The 23,655-nt window shown below is 70.8% G+C and carries 22 protein-coding genes; 9 read left to right on the top strand and 13 right to left on the bottom strand.

The genetic code is table 11. The features are described 5' to 3' along the window. Nucleotides 1–4: 4 nt before the first annotated feature. Both OIE67_RS27655 and OIE67_RS27650 read right to left on the bottom strand, forming a co-directional pair. Entirely contained in the window at nucleotides 5–622 is a 618-nt protein-coding gene (locus tag OIE67_RS27655; protein ID WP_326625859.1) for a hypothetical protein, read from the bottom strand. After that, entirely contained in the window at nucleotides 619–1,659 is a 1,041-nt protein-coding gene (locus tag OIE67_RS27650) for a hypothetical protein (RefSeq protein WP_326625857.1), read from the bottom strand. The genes OIE67_RS27655 and OIE67_RS27650 overlap by 4 nt, the downstream gene beginning before the upstream one ends. 158 nt (nucleotides 1,660–1,817) lie before the next feature. Here OIE67_RS27650 and OIE67_RS27645 point away from each other — a divergent pair, with 158 nt between their 5' ends. Then, nucleotides 1,818–2,624: a class I SAM-dependent methyltransferase gene (locus tag OIE67_RS27645; protein ID WP_326625855.1), complete on the top strand. Its 807-nt coding sequence runs from the start codon at nucleotides 1,818–1,820 to the stop codon at nucleotides 2,622–2,624. 1 nt (nucleotide 2,625) lies between these two features. Here OIE67_RS27645 and OIE67_RS27640 read toward each other — a convergent pair whose 3' ends face one another. Genes OIE67_RS27640 through OIE67_RS27630 form a run of 3 tightly spaced genes read right to left on the bottom strand, consistent with a single transcriptional unit; the run spans nucleotide 2,626 to nucleotide 6,278 of the window. Continuing rightward, entirely contained in the window at nucleotides 2,626–3,399 is a 774-nt protein-coding gene (locus OIE67_RS27640) for a sporulation protein (RefSeq protein ID WP_326625853.1), read from the bottom strand. Between the two features lie 9 nt (nucleotides 3,400–3,408). Further along, entirely contained in the window at nucleotides 3,409–4,650 is a 1,242-nt protein-coding gene (locus OIE67_RS27635; protein ID WP_326625851.1) for an SPFH domain-containing protein, read from the bottom strand. Continuing rightward, nucleotides 4,650–6,278, bottom strand: coding sequence for an SPFH domain-containing protein (locus OIE67_RS27630; RefSeq protein WP_326625849.1), 1,629 nt, complete (start codon nucleotides 6,276–6,278; stop codon nucleotides 4,650–4,652). The genes OIE67_RS27635 and OIE67_RS27630 overlap by 1 nt, the downstream gene beginning before the upstream one ends. Before the next feature lie 168 nt (nucleotides 6,279–6,446). On the opposite strand from OIE67_RS27630, the gene OIE67_RS27625 reads away from it, so the two are divergent. The 3 genes from OIE67_RS27625 to OIE67_RS27615 are packed head-to-tail and all read left to right on the top strand — an operon-like array spanning nucleotide 6,447 to nucleotide 9,608. Beyond that, nucleotides 6,447–6,680: a helix-turn-helix transcriptional regulator gene (locus tag OIE67_RS27625; RefSeq protein WP_106244753.1), complete on the top strand. Its 234-nt coding sequence runs from the start codon at nucleotides 6,447–6,449 to the stop codon at nucleotides 6,678–6,680. A gap of 36 nt (nucleotides 6,681–6,716) precedes the next feature. Further along, a complete protein-coding gene (uvrB, locus tag OIE67_RS27620) occupies nucleotides 6,717–8,828 on the top strand; it encodes an excinuclease ABC subunit UvrB (protein WP_106244932.1) in 2,112 nt (703 codons plus the stop codon). Between the two features lie 57 nt (nucleotides 8,829–8,885). Then, a complete protein-coding gene (locus tag OIE67_RS27615) occupies nucleotides 8,886–9,608 on the top strand; it encodes a PepSY domain-containing protein (RefSeq protein WP_326625844.1) in 723 nt (240 codons plus the stop codon). A gap of 366 nt (nucleotides 9,609–9,974) precedes the next feature. Here OIE67_RS27615 and OIE67_RS27610 read toward each other — a convergent pair whose 3' ends face one another. Beyond that, nucleotides 9,975–10,736 (bottom strand): alpha/beta fold hydrolase, encoded by a 762-nt coding sequence (locus tag OIE67_RS27610; RefSeq protein ID WP_326625842.1) that lies wholly within the window; start codon nucleotides 10,734–10,736, stop codon nucleotides 9,975–9,977. A 59-nt stretch (nucleotides 10,737–10,795) separates the two neighbouring features. Between OIE67_RS27610 and OIE67_RS27605 the strand changes: the two genes are divergently transcribed. Next, on the top strand, nucleotides 10,796–11,410 hold the full coding sequence (locus OIE67_RS27605; RefSeq protein WP_326625840.1) for a PadR family transcriptional regulator: 615 nt from the start codon (nucleotides 10,796–10,798) through the stop codon (nucleotides 11,408–11,410). Nucleotides 11,411–11,985: 575 nt separating this feature from the next. Here OIE67_RS27605 and OIE67_RS27600 read toward each other — a convergent pair. Together OIE67_RS27600 and OIE67_RS27595 are read right to left on the bottom strand one after the other, a co-directional pair. Next, complete coding sequence (locus tag OIE67_RS27600; protein WP_326625838.1) at nucleotides 11,986–12,561, bottom strand: Uma2 family endonuclease; 576 nt, start codon at nucleotides 12,559–12,561, stop codon at nucleotides 11,986–11,988. A 56-nt stretch (nucleotides 12,562–12,617) separates the two neighbouring features. Beyond that, nucleotides 12,618–13,232 (bottom strand): hypothetical protein, encoded by a 615-nt coding sequence (locus OIE67_RS27595; RefSeq protein ID WP_326625836.1) that lies wholly within the window; start codon nucleotides 13,230–13,232, stop codon nucleotides 12,618–12,620. Nucleotides 13,233–13,372: 140 nt separating this feature from the next. On the opposite strand from OIE67_RS27595, the gene OIE67_RS27590 reads away from it, so the two are divergent. Further along, nucleotides 13,373–14,191: a glucose 1-dehydrogenase gene (locus OIE67_RS27590; RefSeq protein ID WP_326625834.1), complete on the top strand. Its 819-nt coding sequence runs from the start codon at nucleotides 13,373–13,375 to the stop codon at nucleotides 14,189–14,191. After that, nucleotides 14,192–14,995 (top strand): alpha/beta fold hydrolase, encoded by an 804-nt coding sequence (locus tag OIE67_RS27585; RefSeq protein ID WP_326625833.1) that lies wholly within the window; start codon nucleotides 14,192–14,194, stop codon nucleotides 14,993–14,995. Nucleotides 14,996–15,052: 57 nt separating this feature from the next. Here the strand turns inward: OIE67_RS27585 and OIE67_RS27580 are convergent, their stop codons facing one another. Together OIE67_RS27580 and OIE67_RS27575 are read right to left on the bottom strand one after the other, a co-directional pair. Further along, nucleotides 15,053–15,652 carry a DUF4126 domain-containing protein gene (locus OIE67_RS27580; RefSeq protein ID WP_326625831.1) on the bottom strand — a complete coding sequence of 200 codons (600 nt, stop codon included), beginning with the start codon at nucleotides 15,650–15,652 and terminating at the stop codon, nucleotides 15,053–15,055. 4 nt (nucleotides 15,653–15,656) lie between these two features. Continuing rightward, nucleotides 15,657–16,562: a choline kinase family protein gene (locus OIE67_RS27575; RefSeq protein ID WP_106244763.1), complete on the bottom strand. Its 906-nt coding sequence runs from the start codon at nucleotides 16,560–16,562 to the stop codon at nucleotides 15,657–15,659. A gap of 69 nt (nucleotides 16,563–16,631) precedes the next feature. On the opposite strand from OIE67_RS27575, the gene OIE67_RS27570 reads away from it, so the two are divergent. Beyond that, the gene (locus tag OIE67_RS27570) at nucleotides 16,632–18,992 is read left to right on the top strand and encodes a GcvT family protein (RefSeq protein ID WP_326625828.1); all 2,361 of its coding nucleotides are present in this window, start codon (nucleotides 16,632–16,634) and stop codon (nucleotides 18,990–18,992) included. Here OIE67_RS27570 and OIE67_RS27565 read toward each other — a convergent pair. The 3 genes from OIE67_RS27565 to OIE67_RS27555 all read right to left on the bottom strand — a co-directional run bounded on the left by OIE67_RS27565 (nucleotide 18,970) and on the right by OIE67_RS27555 (nucleotide 21,829). Next, entirely contained in the window at nucleotides 18,970–19,728 is a 759-nt protein-coding gene (locus OIE67_RS27565) for a GntR family transcriptional regulator (protein WP_326625826.1), read from the bottom strand. The two genes, OIE67_RS27570 and OIE67_RS27565, sit on opposite strands and share 23 nt — an antisense overlap. A 159-nt stretch (nucleotides 19,729–19,887) precedes the next feature. Then, nucleotides 19,888–21,012, bottom strand: coding sequence for an NAD(P)H-dependent flavin oxidoreductase (locus OIE67_RS27560; protein ID WP_326625824.1), 1,125 nt, complete (start codon nucleotides 21,010–21,012; stop codon nucleotides 19,888–19,890). Nucleotides 21,013–21,184: 172 nt separating this feature from the next. Next, nucleotides 21,185–21,829 (bottom strand): acyltransferase, encoded by a 645-nt coding sequence (locus tag OIE67_RS27555; protein WP_326625822.1) that lies wholly within the window; start codon nucleotides 21,827–21,829, stop codon nucleotides 21,185–21,187. A 111-nt stretch (nucleotides 21,830–21,940) separates the two neighbouring features. On the opposite strand from OIE67_RS27555, the gene OIE67_RS27550 reads away from it, so the two are divergent. Beyond that, entirely contained in the window at nucleotides 21,941–23,608 is a 1,668-nt protein-coding gene (locus tag OIE67_RS27550) for a CTP synthase (protein ID WP_326625820.1), read from the top strand. Nucleotides 23,609–23,655: the final 47 nt, after the last annotated feature.

The raw sequence follows: 23,655 nt of genomic DNA, 5'->3' as shown, positions 1-23,655 counted from the left end.
CCTCTCAGGTCAGGTGCGCGGTGATCAGGCGCACGGCCGCGGCCGTCTCGCCGGGGTCCAGCGGCTGCCTGGACACGTGGTGGGCGCCGCCGTGCAGCGGGCCCAGGGACAGGTCGCGGCTGCCGGGGCGGCCACTGCCGAGCGCGATCGTGGCCGCCTCGCCGCCCTCGGGCACGACGCTGCTGTGGAAGAGGCCGGCGGCCAGCGTGTAGGTGTCGCCGGGCCCGAAGACCTCCACCAGGCCCGTCTCGTGGCGCACGGTGCGGGAGGTGGGCGAGATGCGGTCGCCGTCGGCGCCACTCACCACCTCGTAGACCCGGTGCGTGGCGTCCGCCCCGGCGTCGGCGACCACCGCGTGCACGTTGCGCATCTGGCCGTAGAGCACATGGCTGACCAGGTCCCAGCTGTGGCAGTGGATCTGCGACGTGGTGCTCTCGGCGTGCGCGAGCGAATCGGACCACAGATGGAGGCATACCCCCTCACCGCCGTCACGCTCCAGGGGCAGGCAGACGAATCCCAGCGGATGCCGGACCGCGCCCAGATCGGGCCGGGCCAGCACGTCCAGGGCCCACCGCCTGGCCTCGCCCGCGGCCAGCACGTCACGTACGCCGGAGTAGCTCATGACCCGTAGGGATCGACGGCGCGCAACGCCTTGCGGGCGATGTCGACGACGTCACGGCCGTCGTACGACTTGGGCAGGGGCACCCCGATCCGCTCGAACAGCTCCTGCACCTCCTCGATGGTGGGCTCGTCGCCGAGCGGGACCTTCTTGTACATCTCCAGCGGCACCCGCCGCGCCTGCTCGAAGCTGAGCCGCAGCTCGGTGTCGCAGTTCTCGTAGTAGAACGTGTCGGCCAGCGCGGTCATCGCCATGTTGGGGTCCTCGACCGTCATGATCAGGCGGGTCGTGGCCAGGTCCCAGCGGAACGTCGTCATCGTGGCCGACAGGCCGACCCCGATGTCGAGCAGGCCGTAGCGCTGGCGGTGCCAGAAGGCGGCCAGGATGGTCGCGTACGACTCCTTCCTGGCCCGGTCGGTGGTCCACGTCTCGCCGGTGGCGTCGGGATGGTCCTGCAGCGAACGGCGATAGTGCGCGTACGTCTCGCACACCTCCGCGTTGGTCGGGTCGATGACCTCGACCCTGACCGTGAGGTGGCGTTTGTCCCTGCGCGCGGCCGCCACGCACGCCGGCAGCGTCACCGCGCGCAGATAGGTGCCGGTGCCGCCCTTGAAGCTCCACCTGGTCGTGTCCTTGCGGGCCTCGGCGTGGGACTGGGCGATCTCCTGACTGCTGCCCAGCACCCTGACGAGTTCGAGCGCGTCGAGGGCCCGGCGCGTGCTGTGGGCCAGGCTCTCCAGCTCCTCCAGCCTGGCCAGGCGCAGCGGGAGCTCGGCCAGCGCGCCGGAGGTGATCGTCTTCTCCACGGGCGCCTGCCTGACCCGGTCGCGCAGCAGCGCGGTGGCCACCAGCGCCAGGATCACCAGGGTCGCGGCGGTCACGAGCTGGCGCTGGATGTCCTCGCCCTCGGGGCCGAAGATCTCGTCCGGCATGATGCCCAGCACGCCGACCACGATCGCCAGCCCGAGCGCGATGGCGCCGTCCGCGTTGTGCGCCGCCCATGAGGCGGCCTGTCTCAACGCCGCCATGAACCGTGCCATCGCTCGCCCCGCCGTCCGACGATCAGTCAGTTCCCGACGTCATGGTAACGACCGCGCCATGCGACTGCCAGCACACGCAAAGGAGTGATCCCCTGTCGGAAGGTGGCCCGGAATATTGCCTCGCCTGCGCGAAACCGGCGATTGTAGGATCCGACGGCATGATCATGGATCCGCACCTTCTGCGCTACTACGAGCAGGGCGGCGAGCTGACCAGGCTGCGGCAGGGGCGGGGCCGGCTGGAGTTCTGGCGTACCCGTGACGTGCTGCTGCGCACGCTGCCGCCGGCGCCGGCGAAGGTGCTCGACGTGGGCGGCGGCACCGGCGCGCACGCCGAGTGGCTGGCCGCCGAGGGCTACGACGTCGAGGTGATCGATCCCGTGCCGCTGCACGTCGAGGAGGCCGCGGCGCTGCCCGGCGTACGCGCCCGCCTGGGGGACGCCCGTGATTTGCCCGTCCCCGACGGCGCGGCCGACGTGGCGCTGCTGCTCGGCCCGCTCTACCACCTGCCCGAGCGCGCCGACCGCGTCCGCGCGCTGCGCGAGGCCCGCCGCGCCGTCCGCGCGGGCGGGCTGGTCGTCTCGGCCTTCATCAGCCGGTACGCGGCCCTGCACGACAGCGTCCGCCTGGGCACGCTGCCGCTGGACGGGCGGGTGGAGGTCGAGTACCGCACCCTGGAGACCGGGGAGATCGTCTCGGCGCGGGAGGGCGGCTTCCGTGGTTACGGCCATCGTCCCGAGGAGATCGTCGCCGAGTTCACCGACGCGGGGCTGCCCCGGCCGCGTGTCCACGGCCTGGAGGGCGCGTTCTGGCTCTACGAGGACGTGGACGACTGGCTGGACGACGACGGGCGGCGCGAGCTGCTGCTCGACGCCGCCCGGCGGCTTGAGTGCGAACCGTCGCTCCTGGGGGTCAGCGGCCACCTGCTGGCCGTGACCCCCGCCGTGACCCCAGTAGGAGACCTGTGACCTAGAACCAGCCGCGGTGGCGGGCCATCTGCTCCAGGCCGCGCTGCAGGGCCGCGTCCGCCGAGTTCGGCGGGTCGTCGTACCGCACGGTGAACCGGTTGTAGGCGTCGTGGCTGGAGCTGAGGAAGCCGCCCCGCTTGTCGGCCTCCAGGATGACGTCAACCTGCCGCGGCCCGGCGATGAACGTCAGCTCCAGCTCGTTGAAGTGCCGCCGCCACTGACCGCCCGCGTAGTACTCGATCTCCTGGAAGAACGGCATCGTCGAGCCGTACAGGGTGCCCCGTTCGAGATCGGCCTTCTTGAACTGGAAGCCCAGCCGGTCGAGGGCGCCGAGCACGTGGTCCTGCGCCGGCAGCGGACTGACGAACAGCGGGTCGAGGTCGCCCTTGTCGAGCGCCCCCGCCAGCGCCAGCTCCGTCTGGACGCCCAGCCGCATACCGCGCAACGGATGCCCCGCGATCGCGCTGATGGGGGTCTCCCACGGGATCGGGACCTCGAACGGATGCTGGTGCTGCGCGCCCGCGGCTAGCTGGAACGTCCCCGCGACCTGCTGGCGCAGGAAGCTGTAGGACGTCTTGTACTCGTTGTCGCCCTGCTCGACCTCGACCACGGCGGTGAGGTCGATGTGGATGCCCTCGACCTTGTACTCGGAGTTGCCGCCACGGAAGTGGACGACGCCGCGCAGCAGCTCGCCAGGGCGCACGCCCGTGTCGGTCAACACCGTGTCAACCTCGACGCCCGCGCCGAACGCGGCCATCAGCTTGCGGAACACCATGGAGTTCTCCTATGCGGAAGGTGTACGGCCGTTCACTTGACCCGCTCCCGTACCCGAGATGCGGGGGAGCAACTGAGCGAGCAGGAGGGTGGACAGCGCGGAGTCGGCCTGACCCTGCTGGGTGCGTACGACCAGCGGCTGGGGGGCATTCTCCGCCAGTTTCGCGCCCACGTCGAGACGCTTGCGGGCCAGCTCGTACTGCAGCACGGCCCGGTTGTCCCGATACGACTCGGCCAGCCGGCGCAGCGCCTTGGCCTCGTTCTCGGCGGAGGTGAGCTCGGCGCGGCCGCGCGCCTCGATCTCCCACGTCACCCGCTGCGCCTCGGTCTCCTGCTCCTCCAGCATGCGGGCCACGTCCTTGCGGGCCGTGTTGTGGGCGGCCTTGACCTCGACCACGCGGGCGTCACGGGTCTTCTTGGAGCGCTCGATCTCCATCAGCAGGGTGTCGATGCGGCGCTTGCGGGTCAGCTCCCACTCGCGCTCGTAGGCCGACAGCTCCTTGGCCACCTTCTCGCGGGTGGCCAGGTGCTGCTGGTACTGGTCGGGCAGCTGCACGTCGGGGATGTTGGAGCCGGTGACGCGCACGCCGTAGCGGCCCAGCTGGCGGTTGAGCGCGTCCTGCATGTCGCCGACGTCGGAGCCGCGCAGGTCGTACGCGCGCTCGGTGTTGACCCGGCGGCTGCGCTGCCTGATCGCGTCCTGCACCGCGCTGGACAGCACCAGGTCGAAGTTGCCCGCGCCGATCGTGCGGACGAACGCGACCGGGTCGACGATCCGGAACTTGAGGAAGAACTCGATCGACTTCAGCGGCACGTTCTCGGCGGTCGGGCAGGCCACGATCGGCGCGGAGTACGGGATCTCGGTGGAGGTGTCGACGACCGCGTCCACCCGGTCCCACGGCAGCCAGAGGTAGTGCCGGCCGGGCGGCAGCGTGCCGGTGATGGCGCCCCAGCGGCTGCGCACGCCCGTGGTGCCCTCCTCGATCTCGATGATGGCCTTGCGCCACATCGTGATCAGGGCGATGAGCAGGAAGAACAGCGCGGCCAGCGCCGCCGGGACGGTGAAGTCGGTCAGCGCCGCCATGCCGGCGAAGTAGAGCGCCAGGAAGATCAGCGTCATCCAGGCGAAGCCGCGCCGGTCCTTGGGGATGACGACGGGCACGAGCTGGCCCTGCTCGCCGCCGCGCAGGAGCTGGCGGATGTCGCCCCAGGAGGCGACCGATTCCTTGATCTTGGAGAAGTCGCGGCTCATCAGATCTCACTCCCAGCCTGTCCGTGGTGCTTGCCGCCGGGCAGCAGCCGTTCGACGGTGGATTCGAGGTCGGAGTCGGGCTCCGGCACCTGCGGCGGCTGCTCCACGTCGGCGGCCGTCTTGGCCAGCAGCGACGCGATCTCGCCCTCGCGGCCCCGTACGCGCAGGCCGATCTCGTCGAGCCTGGACCGGATGGCGGCCATGTCCTCGGCGGAGAACAGCGCCGCGCCCTTGCCGCCCACGAGCTGCTGGGCCAGGGCCAGGAAGTCGATGTCGGTCTGGTCGCCCACCTGGACGACCTGCGGCAGCCGGGTGGAGACCGACTCCAGCTTGGTCAGCAGGTCCTGCTGGAAGCGGTAGTCGAGGATCTCGGGCGCCTCGGCGGCCGACAGCGCCCTGATGTCGAGCGCCTGGGCCTCCAGCAGCGCGGCGTTGGCGTTGGCCGTGGACTCGGCCTCGACCAGGCGCTGCCTGGCCTGCGCGGTGGCCTGGTGGGTGGCGCGCTCGAGCGCGGTGTCCATGCGGGCCTGGTAGCCGGCGATCTCGGCCTGGATGGCGCTCAGCGTCTCCTGCAGGCCGGCCAGCTCCTTGACCAGGTCGCCCTCGTTCTGCTCCTTGCGCAGCTGGAGCTCGTACTCGTAGGTGTAGGCCTCCTTGGCGACGCGGACCATCTCGGGCGCGGCCAGGTCCATCCGGTATTCCTGGCTGGACGGCTCGGCGTGCGTGATGTTGACGTCGGTGAGCCGCACGGCGGGCAGGAACTGCTGGTTGAGGCTCTCCAGCATGCCGAGCGTGCTCTCGCCGACCAGGTCGTAGATCTCCTCGGCGCGCTGGGCGTAGATCAGGGAGCGGGTGACCTCGCTGATGGCGTTCTGCAGCTTGGACTGGAAGCCGCTGACCGAGCCGAGCACGAAGATGAACTCCGCCGGGTTTTCGATCCTGAACTGCAGGAACAGGTCCACGCTGGCCTTGACGCCCTGCTGGGTGGGCGCCTCGCTGATCGGCGCGTTGAACGGGTACTCGCGGGTGGTGTTGACGATGTAGCTGACCCGCTTCCACGGGTTGAACAGCGTCACCCGGCCCGGGTCCGCGATGTGCACCAGCTTGCCGAACTGGGTGATCAGGGCCTTGCAGCCCTCGGGGACCATCACCACGCTGCGCCGCCACCACAGGAACGCGGCCGACAGCACCAGCACCACCCAGTAGTGCGGGCCGAACACCACGTCCGCCTGCGGGACGATGTTGCCGAGCGCGCCGATGAGCCCGAGCAGCACGAGGATGCCCAGCGGCACGATCACCTTGGCGGTGCTGCCCTTGGGGATCACCACGGGGGAGATGACGTGCATGCCGTTCTCGGCGAAGCTGCGGTTGACGATCTCGCCGGCCTCGTTGAGCGACGCGGTGCGCGCCTCGATGAGGGTGCCGACGGACACACCGCCGTCGCGGGCCGCGGCGAAGTCGTGCGGGTTCAGCGCGAAGCCCTGGGCGCCCTGGCCCTGCATCTGGCCCACCTGGCCGGTGACCTGTCCCACGGCTTGGCCCACCGCCTGGCGTACGTCACCCCCTTGGGCCACCGTTCGGGCTATGCCCTGTCCTGCCTGGATCAGTGCCTCTCTGGGTCGTGACATGAAACCTTCCTCTTCCGCTACAGGCGAATTCGACCGTATCGGGTATGACTTACTGTTCGCTTGCAATGCGGTGTCACAGGTGTATTGCTATTCGTCGCAGGTATGCTATGGATGTCAGATCCCTGCTATCGGGGGGTGCGATGAGAGGGGCTGGGAAGTCAGGCCGTGATGAGCGAGAGCGTCCACAACCGGATCGCGCTGCTGCGCGCGGAGCGCAACGTGACCCGCAGGCAGCTGTCCGACGCCCTGGGGGTGCACTACCAGACCATCGGCTACCTCGAACGCGGCGAATACAGCCCCAGTCTTCACCTGGCGCTGCGCATCGCCGCCTATTTCGAGGTTCCGGTGGAGGTCGTCTTCTCCACCACGCCCTTCCCCCGCATCGGCGAGCGTCCGGCCTGACGCTTTCTGTCGGTGGCGCCACCTACAGTGGGCACCATGCGACCGGTCACTGATTTGCAGCGGAAGGTGGCGCCCTTCGAGGTCGTCACCGAGATGACTCCATCGGGCGACCAGCCGACGGCCATCGCCGAGCTGGAGCGCCGCGTCAAGGCCGGGGAGAAGGACAACGTCCTGCTGGGCGCCACCGGCACCGGCAAGACCGCCACCGTGGCCTGGCTGATCGAGCGGCTGCAGCGGCCCACCCTGGTCATGCAGCCCAACAAGACCCTCGCCGCGCAGTTCGCCAACGAGCTGCGCGAGATGCTGCCCAACAACGCGGTCGAATACTTCGTCTCCTACTACGACTACTACCAGCCCGAGGCCTACGTCCCGCAGAGCGACACCTACATCGAGAAGGACTCCTCGATCAACGACGAGGTCGAGCGGCTGCGCCACTCGGCCACCAACTCGCTGCTCACCCGCCGCGACACCATCGTCGTCGCCTCGGTGTCGTGCATCTACGGCCTGGGCACGCCGCAGGAATACGTCGACCGCATGGCCCGGCTGCGCGTCGGCATGGACGTCGACCGCGACCAGCTGCTGCGCCGCCTGGTCGACATGCAGTACACCCGTAACGACCTGGCCTTCACCAGGGGCACCTTCCGGGTGCGCGGCGACACCATCGAGATCATCCCGAAGTACGAAGAGCTGGCCGTCCGCATCGAGATGTTCGGCGACGAGATCGAGAAGCTCGCCACCATGCACCCGCTGACCGGCGAGGTCATCACCGAGGACGAAGAGCTCTACATCTTCCCGGCCTCCCACTACGTCGCGGGCGAGCAGCGCATGGCCGCCGCGGTGGCCGGCATCGAGGCCGAGCTGGCCGAGCGGCTGTCGGAGCTGGAGCGGCAGGGCAAGCTGCTGGAGGCGCAGCGGCTGCGGATGCGCACGACGTACGACATCGAGATGATGCGCCAGATCGGCACCTGCTCCGGCATCGAGAACTACTCGCGTCACATGGACGGCCGCGAGGCCGGCAGCGCGCCCAACACGCTGCTCGACTACTTCCCCGAGGACTTCCTGCTCGTCCTCGACGAGTCCCACCAGACCGTCCCGCAGATCGGCGCCATGTACGAAGGCGACGCCTCCCGCAAGCGCACCCTGGTCGACCACGGGTTCCGGCTGCCGTCGGCGCTGGACAACCGGCCGCTGAAGTGGGAGGAGTTCCTGGAGCGCATCGGCCAGACCGTCTACCTGTCGGCCACGCCCGGCCCCTACGAGCTGGGGCGGGCCAAGGGCGAGGTGGTCGAGCAGGTCATCCGCCCGACCGGCCTGGTCGACCCCGAGATCGTGGTCAAGCCGACCAAGGGCCAGATCGACGACCTGGTGCACGAGATCCGCGAGCGGGCCGAGCGCGACGAGCGCGTCCTGGTCACCACGCTGACCAAGAAGATGTCAGAAGACCTCACCGACTACCTGCTGGAGCTGGGCATCCGGGTCCGCTACCTGCACAGCGAGGTCGACACGCTGCGCCGCATCGAGCTGCTCCGCGAGCTGCGCTCGGGCGAGTTCGACGTGCTCGTCGGCATCAACCTGCTGCGTGAGGGCCTCGACCTGCCCGAGGTGTCGCTGGTGGCCATCCTCGACGCCGACAAGGAGGGCTTCCTGCGCTCCGAGACGTCGCTGATCCAGACCATCGGCCGTGCCGCCCGAAACGTCTCGGGCCAGGTCCACATGTACGCCGACAAGGTCACCCCGTCGATGGAGCGGGCGATCGACGAGACCAACCGGCGCCGGGCCAAGCAGATCGCCTACAACGAGGCCAACGGCATCGACCCGCAGCCGCTGCGCAAGAAGATCGCCGACATCCTCGACTCGCTCCAGCGCGAGGACGCCGACACCGACAAGCTGCTCGGCGGCAGCGGCCGGCAGCAGTCGCGCGGCAAAGCCCCCGTGCCGGGCTTCGCGGCCCGCCAGGCCGGCCAGCACGCCAAGGCCATCGCCGGCGAGATGCCGCGGGCGCAGATGGAGTCGCTCATCGAGTCGCTGACCGAGCAGATGCACCAGTCGGCCGCCGACCTCCAGTTCGAGGTGGCCGCGCGGCTGCGCGACGAGATCAAGGAGCTCAAGCGGGAGCTGCGCGACATGCGCGAGGCGGGGGTCAAATAGACCATAACCCGCCTGACCTGGGCGAATGCTTTACCTGGCGCCGGGCAGCGTCCAGATATGAACAAGACGATCATCGGTGCCCTGGTCGGCGCGACGGTGCTCGCGGGCGGCTGCGGCACCGCGTTCCGTGAGGTGGAGTGGCTGGCCGCCCAGCCCTCCCCCTCCCTCGGCACCCCCACCTCGACCACGGCCCCAGGCGCCCCGGGAAGCCCGGGCGACTCGCCCTGTCCAGGCTGCCCGGGCGGGCCTGGCGGTCCAGGTGGCTCTGGCATGCCGGGTGGTCCGGGTGCGCCGGGTGAATCCGGCGGTCCAGGCATGCCGGGCAGCCCCGGTGGTCCCGGCCAGAACGCCCTCGACGACCTGAAGCAGGCCGGTCAGGCGGCCCTGGCGGCGGTGCCCGGCTCCACGCTCATCTCGATCGAGACGGAGGAGGGCGGGCGCACCTGGGAGGTACAGGTCGTCGGCAAAGACGGAACCGAGCACCAGGTGGACGTCGAAGCGGGCAAGGTCGTCAGCGGCCCCACCACCGAGAACGAGGACCAGTCGGACAAGACGAAACACCGGGACCGGGTGGCGGCCGCCAAACTCGACTATGCCCAGGCCGCCGACAAGATCGCAGCCGCGGTCCCGGAGGGCCGCGTCACGGAGCTCAACCTGGACACGGAGCAGGGCAAGACCGTGTGGGAGTCGGACGTGATCACTCCGAACGGCACCAAACACGAGGTAACCGTGGACGCCACCACCGGCCAGGTCACCCAGTCCAACAGCACCGCAACCTGACCCTTCGCCCCCGACGACCGCCGACCAGGCCGGTGCGCCGCCGAGGGAGCGGTCTGCGACCGGTCGCGGCCGAGAACGCCGGCCGGTGCGGCAACCCGGCCACCGTCGGCAGGCAGGAGATCCCGGGCCGCGCCCGAACATGGCCCGCCCTCGGAAGGGCCCGCTTCGGCGGGGTCCGGTTTGACGGGGAGTTGTCCTCGGGAGGGTTCGGCTGGGTGAGGTCCGGTCTGACGGGGTTCGGCGCGCCGCTGGCCTGTCGCGCCGTGGATCCCGCCACGCCATCGGTCCCGTCGCGTCATCGGCCTGGTGAGCGCGCGCTCAGTCAGCAGCAGGGGTTGCCTGGAGTCTTCGATGGGGGTTGGGGGATCAGGGGAGGAGGGCGCGCAGGGTGTGGGCGAAGGCTTCGGGGTTGTCCAGCATGATGTTGTGGCCCGACTCCGGGATGGCCAGCACCTGGACGCCCGCCTCACGTAGTTCGTCCGCCCCCTTGGGCGCGGAACCCTCGGGGTGCAGGTAGGCGCGGGGGATCGGCAGACCGAGGAGCAGCTCGCGGGTCGTGGGGGTGGTGTTTCCGGCCAGGCTGACCGCCGTACGGTGCAGGCCGCGCAGGTCGGCCAGGCGCATCGTGGACCACCAGTGTGGCCCCACGCGGTCGCGTACGTCCTTCCAGCCCTCCGTCACGAACTCCTCCTCCTCGTAGTCCGCGATGCCGCTGGTGCCCGGCCGGACGGGGGACGGCGGGTAGGGGTCGAGGTTGGCGTCCACCAGGATCAGGCCGGCCACCAGATCGGGGTTACGGGCGGCCAGCGTCGTCGCCACCGCCCCGCCCATGCTGTGCGCGATCAGCGACGCGCCCTCGACCCCCGCCGCCCGCAGCGCCGCCGCCAGGGCGTCGGCGTGGGCCTCAAGCGTGTAGGAGAACTCCTCTGGACGGTCGCTGATGCCGAACCCGAGCAGGTCGACCAGCAGGGAACGGTGGCGCGGCAGCAGCGGATGAACGGCGACCTGGGCGTAGTAGGGGGCCGAGGTGGCACCGAGCCCGTGAACGTAGACGCGGGCGGGCTCGGCGCCGGGCAATTCCACCCAGCGCATGTGAGCGCCGCTGGGATGGACGATGGCATGGTGCATGGTGGGCCTCCTTGTGTATCGGGCTCAATATACATCGGCTGCGAGGTATAGTGGCATACATGTTGGAGCTGGCCATACTCGGGTTCCTCAGGGATCGGCCGTTACACGGTTACGACCTGCGTCGGCGCATCGCGGCGCTGATGGGGCACGTGCGTCCGGTGGCCGACGGCACTCTCTATCCGGCGATCAAGCGGATGGAGGCCTCCGGCCGGCTGATCAGGAAGGACGAGCCGGGCATCGCCGCCGCGCCCCGGCGCACGCTCTACCTGACGCCCGAGGGGCGGGCGGAGCTGGAGCGGCGGCTGCGCGACCCGGACGACCTCGACATCAGCGATGAGAACCGGTGGTTCGTGCTGCTGGCCTTCCTGCGTCATCTCGACGAGCCCCGAGATCAGGCGGCGGTGCTGCGCAGGCGCCTGACCTTCCTGGAGGAGCCGACGAGCTTCTTCTACGACGACGGCGACCGGCCGATGGGGGCGGAGGAGTTCGGCGACCCGTTCCGGCAGGGCCTGCTGACCATCGCCCACGCCACCAGCCAGGCCGAGCTCGCCTGGCTCCGCGCCACCATCGAGGCCCTGGAACGCGGCGGGGCTGGTGCTGGTGCTGGTGCTGGTGCTGGCGCCGGCGCCGGTGCTAGTGCAGACGCAGACGCGGGTGCTGGTGCGGGGGAGTGAGTGGGCCTCTCGACAGACGTTCAGCCACCCTGGCATCAGGGCTGGTGCGCGGGCGGATCACCTCGGTGGTCTGCTGCCGATATGGGCTCTGCGGGGGTGGGGAGAGCCGGCCGCCACGTGTGAGTGATGCTGGGGCACGCGGACATGGAGTCCACGCCGCAACTCCTCGGCCAACCCGTGCAGGGCTCTCGTGAGGGCTGCGACGGGCAAGGTTCTCACTGGTGGGCCAGGTTTTGAGTGGTGGGCAAGGTTCTCACCGGTGGCAAGGTTCCCGCCGGCGGGTGAGACCCGTGGGGCGGGGCGACTCCGGTCGCGGACCTGGTGGCCGGCAGGGGTAGGCCGGGTCCGGATGAACTCGCCGAGTCGCCGAGCTGGGAACGGGTGGCGGGGCGGGGCCCCGGTGGGATGTGGTTCGTGCGAGCGGAGTCTCGGTGGGGTGCGGTTCGTGCCGGAAGGGTCCCGGTGGGATGTGGTTCGTGCGGGAGGGGTCCTGGTGGGGTGTGGTTCGTGCCGGAGGGGTCCCGGTTGGGCGCGGGAGGGGGTGCGGTGGTGGTGCGGGAGCCTGTCAGCCTCGGTCAGTTGGGCGGCTGGTCGAGGTGGAGGTCGATGTCCACGTCGAAGCCGATGTGGGTTTGCAGTCGCTTGCGGTGGATGCCGGTCGGGACGTAGGTCCTGACAGCGGGCTCCGGTTCGAAGGTGTAGACGACAGGCGAACCGTGGTCTTGCTCCACCCGCCAGAGGTGCTGGATGCCGGAGTTGGCGTATTTGATCGGCTTGGTCGTCCTGTCTCGGTCGATGGACTCTGCTGAGGCCACTTCGATCACCAGATGGACGTCTTCTGGTCTGAAGGACGTGGTGTCGTCCCTGATCGTCATCCTGGCGACCAGCATGACGTCGGGCTCGGGACGCTGGCGTGGTCCGAGGGTCGCGGGCATCTCGCGGATAACCGCAAGGTGCGGCGGCGGTGTGAGGTGATTCTCGAACAGGCGGAGCGTGCGCATGTGGAAGCGGGTCTGCGGTGGCCTCAGCAGGAGGGAGCCGTCGATCAGTTCGACGTGCCGGGGCGCGTCGGGAGGAAGGTGGTCGAGCATGTCGGCGGTCCACCCGCCGGGAGGGCCGGGGTACAGCCATTCCGGCAGGGCTGTGCTCATGAGGGCGGCTCCTCAGGGGGAGTGACGGGCCGCGTTCATGATGTCACAGGGCGTGGCTACCGGGGGTGGTCTTTGCGTTCCTCCATGGTGCGGCGGTAGAGCTCGTCGATCTCGTCGAGCGGGTCCTTGACGGGGGCCTGGCGGCGGGCCTCGATCTCCAGGTCGGTGCGGGAGGAGAGGTCGGCGATGCCGGTCGCCGTGTGGTGCACCTGGTCGCCGAGGAGGTCGGCGCGGATGCGGGCGCACATGGCCGTCAGCTTGGCCTGGTGCTCTCTGAGCCGGTTGAGGGTGGCATGGTCGACGTACGGGGACACGCGGCGCTGCTGGGCGTACATGCCGAGCTGCCCGTCGTGGACGTCGGCCTGGGCCGTCAGGTCGGCCAGCAGGCGGGGCAGCTCGCCCAGGCCCCAGCCCTGGCGCTGGGCCTGCTCGACGGCCTGGCGGGTGAGGGAGACCTCGCGGCGCAGGTCGAGGCGCAGACGCTCGACCTCGGCGGCGTCGCCGGTGCCCATGGCGTTGACGTGTGTGGTGAGGCGGGTGGTGGCCTCCTTGGCCTTCACCGCGGCCTTCCTGCCCAGCTTGACCAGGAGGTAGATGCCCACGCCTCCCAGCAGCAGGAGGAACGCCAGGATCACCAGCACGATGACTAGGAACTCGCCGATCTCCGCCACCTCCCGTTGGTGTTGATGTCTTGAAGGATAGTCGGCCGGACGGGATCGGGCGCGCGAGACCAAGCAAGCCCTTGATCAGGGCCAAGCGGTGTGTTTCAGTTCACATGATTCCTGAAACACCCCCAGAAAGGGCATAGCGCGTGCTTGACGGCAAAGTTGTGATCATCACCGGCGGAGCCCGGGGCATGGGGGCGGCCACCGCCCGGCGCTGCGTCGCCGCCGGGGCACGGGTCGTGATCACCGACGTCCTCGTGGAGGAGGGCACGGCCACGGCCAAGGACCTGGGCGCCCGCTTCGTCGAGCACGACGTGACGAGCCAGGACGGGTGGGCGGCGGTCGTCGCCGAGACCACGCGGGAGTACGGCAGGCTCGACGGCCTGGTCAACAACGCCGGCATCGCCTCCGTCGCGATGATCGAGGACCAGTCGCTGGAGGAGTTCGAGCGCGTGCTCCAGGTGAATCTGGTCGGCACCTTCCTGGGGCTCAAGGCCGTGGCGGGCGCCATGCGTGAGTCGGGCGGCGGCGCCGTGGTCAACCTGTCGTCGGTCGCGGGGCTGTTCGCCCTGCCGGCCACGGGCGGGTACGGCGCCTCCAAATGGGGAGTGCGGGGGCTGACGAAGATCGCGGCGCTGGAGTTCGGGCGGCACCGCATCCGCGTCAACTCCGTACATCCCGGGATGATCATCACCCCTATGACGCAGCCGCTCGGCGCCCGGTCGGGCGACGGCACGTTCCCGCTGGCCCCCGCCGGGCGCTGGGGCGAGCCCGAGGAGGTGGCGGAGGCGATCGCGTTCCTGCTGTCCGACGCCGCCTCGTACATGACCGGCGCGGAGCTGGCCATCGACGGTGGCTGGACGGCGGGTGAGAGCGCGCTGATGCTCCCACCTGAGCGGCCCGGAAGAAGTGACGGGCCGCAGGCATCGGAAAAGCCGGGGAGGCCGGAGGGGAGTGCGGGGTAGATGCCGTACGCGGAGGTCGGGCCGGGCGTCCGGCTCTTCTACACCGACGACGGGCAGGCGGACGACGATCAGCCCCCGTTACTGCTCGTCCACGGCTGGGGCGCCGATTCGCACCAGTGGTCCTGGCACATCGACGCGCTCGCCGCCCGGCACCGCGTGATCGCCGTGGACCTGCGCGGCCACGGCTACTCCTCGGTCCCCGACACGGGCAACACCCCGCGCATGATGGCCGCGGACCTCGACGTGCTGCTCGACCGGCTCGGCGTCCCCCGGGTGATCGCCGTCGGGCACTCCATGGGCGGTCAGGTGGTCTCCATCCTGGCCGTCGAGCACCCCGAGCAGGTGCGCGCGCTCGTCACCCTCGACCCCGGCTACGGCATGAGCGCCTCCCTGGCCCGCGGCTTTCCCCAGATGATCGCGTCGCTGCGCGGCGAGGACCCGCACGCCGCCGCCGAGCGCATCGACGAGTGGTGCACGAACGCGGGCACCCCCGACGTCATCAGGCGCTGGCACAAACGCAGGCTGTACGGGATGGCGCCGCACGTCCTCGCCGAGGCGTTCGAGGCCATGTTCACCGGGCCCGGGGCGATCGGGGTGCGCCCGGCCAGCGATGAGTACCTGGCCCGCCGGCGCTGCCCGGTGCTGTCGATCTGGGCCGATCAGGGGCGGGCCGGCTGGGAGGCGGCGCTGATCGACAACTCCGGGTCCGTGGTGGTGTGCTGGGAGGGGGCCAGCCATCGGCTGCACGAGGAGCGGCCGCGGGACTTCGTCCAGACCCTGGAGGGCTGGGTGCGCAAGCTCTGAGTGCCGCGAAGGGTTTCGCGGCGGCGGATCAGCCCGCGGGCGGAGCCGGGGTCAGCCTCACGGGTGACCCCTGGCCGCCCTCCTACGGGCGCGGCGCCGCCGTACGCGCCGCAGCACCCACCACGCCAGCGCCGCCAGCAGCAGCAACGCCAGGATCACCAGCACGGGCAGGAAGATCGCGATCAGGCTCATGCCGAACGCGCCGGCGTCCTCGGCCGCGCTCACGACCGGCGCGCCCGTCCCCGCCGTGCTCACGTTGACCACGGGACGGGCGACGGTCTTGATCGTGTGGACGACGAGCGCCAGCACGATGCCCAGCAGCCAGCCCACCCAGGGGTGCTCGGTCATCCAGGTCGAGTTCTCGAACTCGGCCGCCGCGCTCGTCGCGGAGAAGACCACGCCGCCCGAGGCCGGCCGGACCACGGTCTGGATGGCGTCGTTGACGCTGTCGACGGCGGGCACCTTGTCCAGCACCATCTCGGCGACGAGCAGCACCGCGATCACGGCGAGCACGCCCCAATCGGACAGCCAGGAGTAGCCGTCGGGCAGTTTCACGGTGTCGGTGAAGTTCGCGAGCACCCCCACGACCAGCAGCGGGATGTACGCGTTCAGCCCGGCGGCCGTGGACAGGCCCATACCGGTCAATGCGGCGAGCATGCCCCTAGTCTGCCCGTGCCGCCTCGTCCATGAGGCTGATCAACCCGGAATGGGTGAATTCGGCCACCGCCCGCTCGTACTTCTCCATCCCCCACGACCAGAAGTCGAAGTCGATGGTCGCGTTGGCGCCGTCCTGGATCGAGGCCCAGAGCGTCCAGCCGTACTTGGACATGAGGCCCAGCAGCCGCGCCCTGGCGATCTTGTGGCGCAGGCGGCGGCCGTAGTAGGCCGTGACGAGCTCCTCCAGGTGGCCGAGCGGCAGGTCGGACTCGCTCCAGATGTTGCCCAGCTCGAAGCAGGGGTCGTTGTTGCCGGAGTATTCGTAGTCGATCAGCCAGAGGCGCTCGCCGTCGTCGAGGATGTTGCCGGGCAGCAGGTCGTTGTTGCACGGGACGGTTCCCTCGTCGCGTACCGCCAGACATTTCTGGATCTGGGCGACGGTGGGCATGAAGTCCAGATAGTCCGGCGGCAGCCGGAAGCCGCGCTCACGCACGATGCTCAGGTAGCGCCGCTGCACGTCGAACATGTCGAAGTCGCGGACGAACCGCGGCCCGGCGTGCAGCAGGCGGCACGCCCGCGCCACCCGGGGCAGGTTGGCCGGCTCGCGCAGGTCGGCCTCAGTGAACGTACGCCCCGGCAGGTATCCCACCACCAGCACCCCGAGCGCGGGCAGATAGGCGTGCACCGGCGCGCCGACCCCCGCGCGCGCCGCCGCGATCGAGTTGGCGTGCTCGGCGTCCCTGTCGATGGCCAGCAGCTCGCCGTCGCTGGCCCACACGCGCGCCACATACGTGCCATCGGGCGTGGTCACCTTGTAGTTGTGGTTGGTGAGCCCGCCGGGCAGCTCCTCCACGGAGCGCGGCAGGCCGGACAGCAGGGGGATGCGATCGAGGACCTCGGGCGCGGCCATGCTCGATGCTAGGCCGCCCCGCCGCGAACGGTCTAGACCTTTACCGGCGCGCCGGTTAGCCTCGCGACCATGAGCGACTCGGCCCGCATCGTGATCATCGGCGGCGGGGTGGGCGGCGCGTCCGTCGCCTACCACCTCACTCAGCTCGGCGAACGCGACGTCGTCCTGCTCGAACGGGACGAGCTCACCAGCGGCTCCACCTTCCACTCGGCCGGGCTCGTCGGGCAGCTGCGCGCCGACCCCACGCTGACCAGGATGAACCAGTACTCGGTCGAGCTCTACCGCACCCTGGACGCCGGATGGACGGAGTGCGGCGGCATCAAGCTGGCCTCGACGCCCGAGCGGATGGAGGAGATCCGCCGCCAGATCGGCTGGGCGCGCACGTTCGGGCTGCCGCTGGAGGAGATCTCGGTGGCCGAGGCGGTGGAGCTGTTCCCGCTCATGGACCCCGAGGGCGTGGTGGGGGCGGCGTACCTGCCGACGGACGGGCAGATCGACCCCTCCCAGCTCTGCTACGCCCTCGCCACCCGCGCCCGCGAGGGCGGCGCGCGGCTGCGCACCCGCACCCGCGTGCTCGGCGTCAGAACGGCCGGCGGCCGGGTCACCGGCGTGCGCACCGACCAGGGCGACATCGACTGCGAGATCGTGGTCAACTGCGGCGGCATGTTCGCGGCCGAGATCGGCCGCATGGCCGGGGTACGCGTGCCGATCGTGCCCATGTCGCACCAGTACGTGGTGACCGACGCCTTCCACGACCACGCGGGCCTGCCCACGCTGCGCGACCCCGACCTGCTCGTCTACTACCGGCAGGAGGTCCAGGGCCTGGTCATGGGCGGGTACGAGCGCACCTGTGCCCCCTGGACGGCCGGGCCGAACGCCTTCGACGCCGTGCCCGCCGACTTCAACGGCCGGCTGCTGCCCGAGGACTACCCCAGGTTCGAGGAGATCTCCGACAACTCCAGGGTCCGCGTGCCCGCGATGGCCGACGTCGGCATCCGCAAGCTGATCAACGGCCCCGAGGCGTTCACCCCCGACAACGAGTTCTGCCTGGGCGAGACCGAGGTGGCCGGCTTCTACGTCGCGGCCGGGTTCTGCGCGCACGGCATCGCGGGCGCGGGCGGCATCGGCCGGATCATGGCCGAGTGGATCGTCGACGGCGAGCCGAGCATGGACGTCTGGCACATGGACGTCCGCCGCTTCGGCCGCCAGTACCGCTCGCCGTCGTACACGATCAAACGGGCGGTCGAGAACTACGAGACGTACTACGACATCCGCTACCCCGGCCACGAACGGTCGGCGGGGCGGCCGCTGCGGCTCTCGCCCGCCTACGGCTGGCACGCCGCCCACGGCGCCGTCTTCGGCGAGAAGTCGGGCTGGGAGCGGGTCAACTACTACGCCTCCAACGAACAGGCCGGGCAGGACGAACGGCCGCGCGGCTGGGCCGGGCGGCTCTGGTCGCCCGCGATCGGGGCCGAGCACCGGGCCACGCGCACGGCCGCCGGGCTGTTCGACGAGAGCTCGTTCGCCAAGATCGAGGTCACCGGGCCCGACGCCGCCGCGCTGCTGGAATGGGTGTGCGACAACCGGGTCGCCCGCGAGGCCGGCGCGGTCACGTACACGCAGGCGCTCAACCGGCGCGGCGGCATCGAGTGCGACTTCACCGTGACCCGGCGCGGCGAGGAGGAGTTCCTGATCGTCACCGGCACCGCGTTCGGCTCGCACGATCTTGGCTGGCTGCGCAAGCAGGCCGCCCAGACCGGGTCGAAGGCCCGCATCGCCGACGTCACCGGCCAGTACGCCTGCTTCGCTCTGTGGGGGCCGCGCGCCCGCGACGTCATGGCCGGGCTGACGCCCGACCCGCTGGACTTCCCGTTCATGTCGGCGCGGGAGCTGACCGTGGGCGACGTGCCGGTGCTGGCGCTGCGGGTGACGTTCGTGGGCGAGCACGGGTGGGAGCTGTACTGCTCCAGCGAGTACGGGCTCGGCCTGTGGCAGACGCTGTGGCGGGCGGGCGAGCCGTTCGGGCTCGTGGCCGGCGGCTACCGGGCCATCGACAGCCTCAGGCTGGAGAAGGGTTATCGGGTGTGGGGCGCCGACATCGGGCCGGAGACCACGCCGTACGAGGCCGGGCTGGGCTTCTGCGTCAAGAACGACAAGGAGTTCCTCGGCCGCGACGCGCTGGACCCGGCGCCTGGGCGCAGGCTGCGCTGCGTGACGCTGGACGACCCCCGCGCGGTCGCGCTGGGCAACGAGCCGGTACGGGTGGCGGGCGACGTGGTCTCCCGGGTCACCTCGGGCGGCTACGGCTACACCGCCCGCGCCTCCATCGCCTACGCCTACCTGGAGGCCGGTCCCGGCACGCCGGTCGAGATCGAGGTGGAGGGCGCCTGGGTGGCGGGGACCGTGGTCAAGGGGCCGGTGGTTCCCTGACCCCGCTGCGCACCGAGATGCGCACCCGGTCGGGGCGGAACAGGTCGAGCGCGTACTCCACCGGGGTCCCGTCGCCCGCGTAGGCGGTGCGCTCGATCAGCATGAGCGGCGTGCCCGGCTCGATGCCCAGCTCGGCGGCCTCGGCCGGCCGGGCGATCACCGGGTCGAGGCGCTCCACCGCCGTACGCGGCTCAAGGTCGTAGCGGGCCGCCAGGAGCGCGTACAGGGAGCCGGTGAGGTCCTGGTCGAGCAGGCCGGGCAGGTCGGGGAACCAGGAGCGCTCCAGCGCCACCGGCGACCGGCCGGCCGAACGCACCCGCGCCACCTCGTGCACCGGTGCCCCGGCCGCGACGCCGAGCGCGGCGGCCGCGGCGGCGGGCGCGGGCACGGTCGCGGCCCCCAACACCCGCGCCTCGGCCCGCAGGTGGGCGCGGCGCATCTGCTCGGTGAACCCGGCCAGCCCCGTCAGGTCGCACTCGATCCGCGGCTCGGCCACGAACGCCCCGCCCGACCTGCCGGGCACGCGCAGCAGCACGCCGTCGCGCTCCAGCGAGGCCAGCGCCTGCCTGAGCGTCATCCTGCTCACGCCGAGGCGCCCGGCCAGCTCCCGCTCGCCGGGCAGGCGGTCGCCCGGCGCCAGCTCGCCGCCGGCGATCGAGGCGAGCAGCCAGCGCTCGATCTGCACGTGCGCGGGGACGCCGGTGCCGCGCACCAGCTCAGGCGGGATCCCGACCACAGGCGCAGATTACCCTTTGCCGGACATCTTCCCTACGGGGTCCGCGTCGGGCCGCACGGGGTCAGGCGCCGGGCCGCACGGGGGCCCGGTGCAGGGCCGCACCTCCGGTGCCGGGCCGCATCGGGTCCGGCGCGGAGCCTCGCCGAGCGCGCGCCGGGTTCACTCCGACAGGCGTCGCAGGCGTTCGACCGCGTCGCCGAACTCGGCGATCATCTCGTAGACCACGTCCCTGGCCGGCCGGACCCGGTCGAGCTGGCCCACGACCTGCCCGACGAAGTAGTTGGCCAGCTCCAGCGCCCCAGGCTCGCCCTTCTCCGCCGCCGCCACGATGCGCCCCATCGCGCCCTCGGCCAGCAGCATCTGCAGTGGCATCCCCAGCGGTCCAGGGCTCTCCTGCCCCGCGTCCCACTCCTCGGTCCAGGCCGACTTGAGCTGCCGGGCCGGCTTGCCCGTACGGGAGCGGGACCGGACGGTGTCCAGGGACGAGGCCGCCAGCATCTTCTGCTTGACCGCGGGCGACGTCTCCGCCTCCTCGGTCGTGAGCCAGACGGAGCCGCACCACACGCCCTCGGCCCCGAGCGCCATGGCGGCGGCCATCTGCCGTCCCGACGCGATCCCGCCCGCGGCCAGCACCGGGATCGGGCCGACCGCGTCCACGACCTGCGGCACCAGCACCAGCGTGGAGATCTCGCCGGTGTGCCCGCCCGCCTCGGTGCCCTGCGCCACGATGAGGTCGGCGCCGGCGGCCACCTGCCTGCGGGCGTGCTCGACGGTGCCGACCAGCGCGGCCACCGGCACGCCCGCCTCCCTGGCACTGGACACCATCTCGGGCGGGGGCGGCCCGAGCGCGCTGGCGATCAGGCCGATGCGATGCTTGAGCGCCACGTCGATCAGCCCCGTCGCGCCGGACGCGGTCACCCGCCGGCCGATCTCGTCGGCCACCGGCGTCATCGGCCGGCCGGGCGCGCTGACGCCGTACTTGGCCAGCAGGTGCGTGACGAAGTCCCGGTGCCGGTCGGGCACGGCGTCCATGAGGTGCACGCGCCGGTCGTGGGCCGAGGGGTCGACCTTGCCGGGCACGAGCACGTCCACGCCGTACGGCCGGCCGCCCACCTGCCCGTCCAGCCAGGTCAGCTCCGTGTCGAGCTGGTCGGGCGAGTACGCGACCGCCCCCAGCACCCCGAAGCCGCCCGCGTTGGTGACGGCGGCCACCACGTCACGGCAGTGGCTGAAGGCGAACAACGGGAACTCGATGCCTAAACGCTCGCAAATGGCGGTCCGCATGCCCCCGACGCTAACGGTCAGAACCTTGTTCGGTCCATCCCCGCGCGGGTTCTCATGCGGTCGCGTCCGCGGGATCTCGTACGGCCGCGTCCGCGGGGTCTCGTACGGCCGCGTCCGCGGGGTCTCGTACGGCCGCGTCCGCGGGGTCTCGTACGGCCGCGTCCAGGAACGCTCACGTGGTCGCGTCCAGCGTGATGGGCGTGTGCCAGCCCCGCTCCGGCGTGTAGCCGCGGACCCGCCTGGCCGGCACGCCGGCGACCACGCTGTGGTCGGGGAACTCGCCGCGCACCACCGCGCCGCCCGCCACCACGCACTGCCGGCCCAGCGTGGTGCCCGGCAGGATGATCGCCCCCGCGCCCAGCCACGAGCCGGAGCCGATCGAGACCGGGCTGTTGCGCGGCCACTGCCGCCCGATCGGGATGTCGGGGTCGTCGTAGACGTGGTTCTGGTCGGTGATGTACACGTACGGGCCGGTGAAGACGTCGTCGCCGATGTCGATCGACTGGTGCGCCACGATGTGCGTGCCCCTGCCGATCGAGCAGCTCCCGCCGATGCGCAGGATCGAGTCGGGGCCGAGGTCGGGGCCCGGCATCATGCCGCAGGAGATCGACACCCGCTCACCGATGAGCGTGTGGTCGCCGATCTCGATCCACCGCTCGCCGAAGATCGCGCCGGGCGGGAAGGCGATGCTGACGCCGTCGCCGAGGCGGCGGAACCGGTAGCCGGATGGACTGGCCGGAGTGATCTCGCCGGCCCGGCGGATCGCCCGGTAGGCGCGGTGTACAAAAGCGCCCAAAGCCCGGCGTACAAGTGACATAGGGACCAAAGTTACCCGCTAGGTCATGCCGTTAGGGCATGTGAGGGGCGTTGTTTGATATCCTGAGAGCCCGTGGACACTTCGACCACACCTCGAGCCACGGGAGCCCCTTTGCGCAGCGCATCGCAAACCAAGCATCTGTTCGTCACCGGCGGTGTCGCCTCCAGTCTCGGCAAGGGGCTCACGGCATCCAGCCTCGGTCGCCTGCTCAAAGGGCGCGGTCTCAGGGTCACCATGCAGAAGCTCGACCCTTACCTCAACGTCGACCCCGGCACCATGAACCCGTTCCAGCACGGCGAGGTGTTCGTCACCGACGACGGTGCCGAGACCGACCTCGACGTCGGCCACTACGAACGCTTCCTCGACACCGACCTGCACGGCTCGGCCAACGTGACCACCGGGCAGGTCTACTCCAACGTCATCGCCAAGGAGCGGCGGGGCGAATACCTGGGCGACACCGTCCAGGTCATCCCGCACATCACCAACGAGATCAAGGACCGCATCCGGGGCATGGCCGGCCCTGACGTGGACGTCGTCATCACCGAGGTCGGCGGCACGGTGGGCGACATCGAGTCGCTGCCGTTCCTGGAGGCCGTACGCCAGATCCGGCACGAGGTCGGGCGCGACAACGTGTTCTTCCTGCACGTCTCGCTGCTGCCGTACATCGGTCCCTCGGGCGAGCTGAAGACCAAGCCGACCCAGCACAGCGTGGCCGCGCTGCGCAGCATCGGCATCCAGCCGGACGCGATCGTGCTGCGCTCCGACCGGCCCGTGCAGACCGCGATCAAGCGGAAGATCAGTCTCATGTGCGACGTGGACGAGGACGCCGTCGTCTCCGCCGTCGACGCCGCCTCGATCTACGACATCCCGAAGGTGCTCCACTCCGAGGGGCTCGACGCGTACGTGGTGCGCCGGCTCGGCCTGCCCTTCCGCGACGTCGACTGGAAGGAATGGGAGCAGCTCCTGCGCCGGGTGCACCGCCCGGCCAAGGAGGTCACGATCGCGCTGGTCGGCAAATACATCGACCTGCCCGATGCCTACCTGTCCGTCACCGAGGCGCTGCGGGCCGGCGGTTTCGCCAACGACGCCCGCGTCAACATCCGCTGGGTCAAGAGCGACGACTGCGAGACCCCGGAGGGGGCCGCCCGCGAGCTCGACGGCGTGGACGGCGTGCTGATCCCCGGCGGGTTCGGCGTGCGCGGCATCGAGGGCAAGATCGGCGCCATCCGCCACGCCCGCGAGGGCAAGGTCCCGCTGCTCGGCATCTGCCTCGGCATGCAGGGCATGGTCATCGAGGCCGCGCGCAACATGGCCGGCATCGAGGACGCCAACTCCGCCGAGTTCGACCCCGACACCAAGCACCCGGTCATCTCCACCATGGCCGACCAGGAGGACGTCGTCGCCGGCGAGCGCGACATGGGCGGCACCATGCGCCTCGGCAGCTACACCGCCAAGCTCGGCGAGGGCACGCTCGCGCGGCGGCTCTACGCCGGCAAGGCCAAGGCCGACGAGCGTCACCGTCACCGCTACGAGGTCAACAACGCCTACCGCGACAAGCTCGAGAGCGTCGGCCTGATCTTCTCGGGGCTGTCGCCCGACGGCCGCCTGGTCGAGTACACCGAGCTGCCCGCCGACCTGCACCCGTTCTTCATCGGCACCCAGGCGCACCCCGAGTTCCGCTCCCGGCCGACGCGGGCCAACCCGATGTTCAAGGGGCTCGTCAGCGCCGCGCTCGAATACGCCGACAGCCGCGTGGGCGCCACCAAGGTGGGTCCGTGAACGGCGCCGGGGCGGAGGGCTCCGGTCCGTACGACGGCTCCGGTCCG

The sequence above is a fragment of the Nonomuraea fuscirosea genome, assembly GCF_035917475.1.
Taxonomy (GTDB): domain Bacteria; phylum Actinomycetota; class Actinomycetes; order Streptosporangiales; family Streptosporangiaceae; genus Nonomuraea; species Nonomuraea fuscirosea.
Note: the sequence above shows the minus strand (reverse complement) of the source record. Positions and strands in the feature narration are given on the sequence as shown.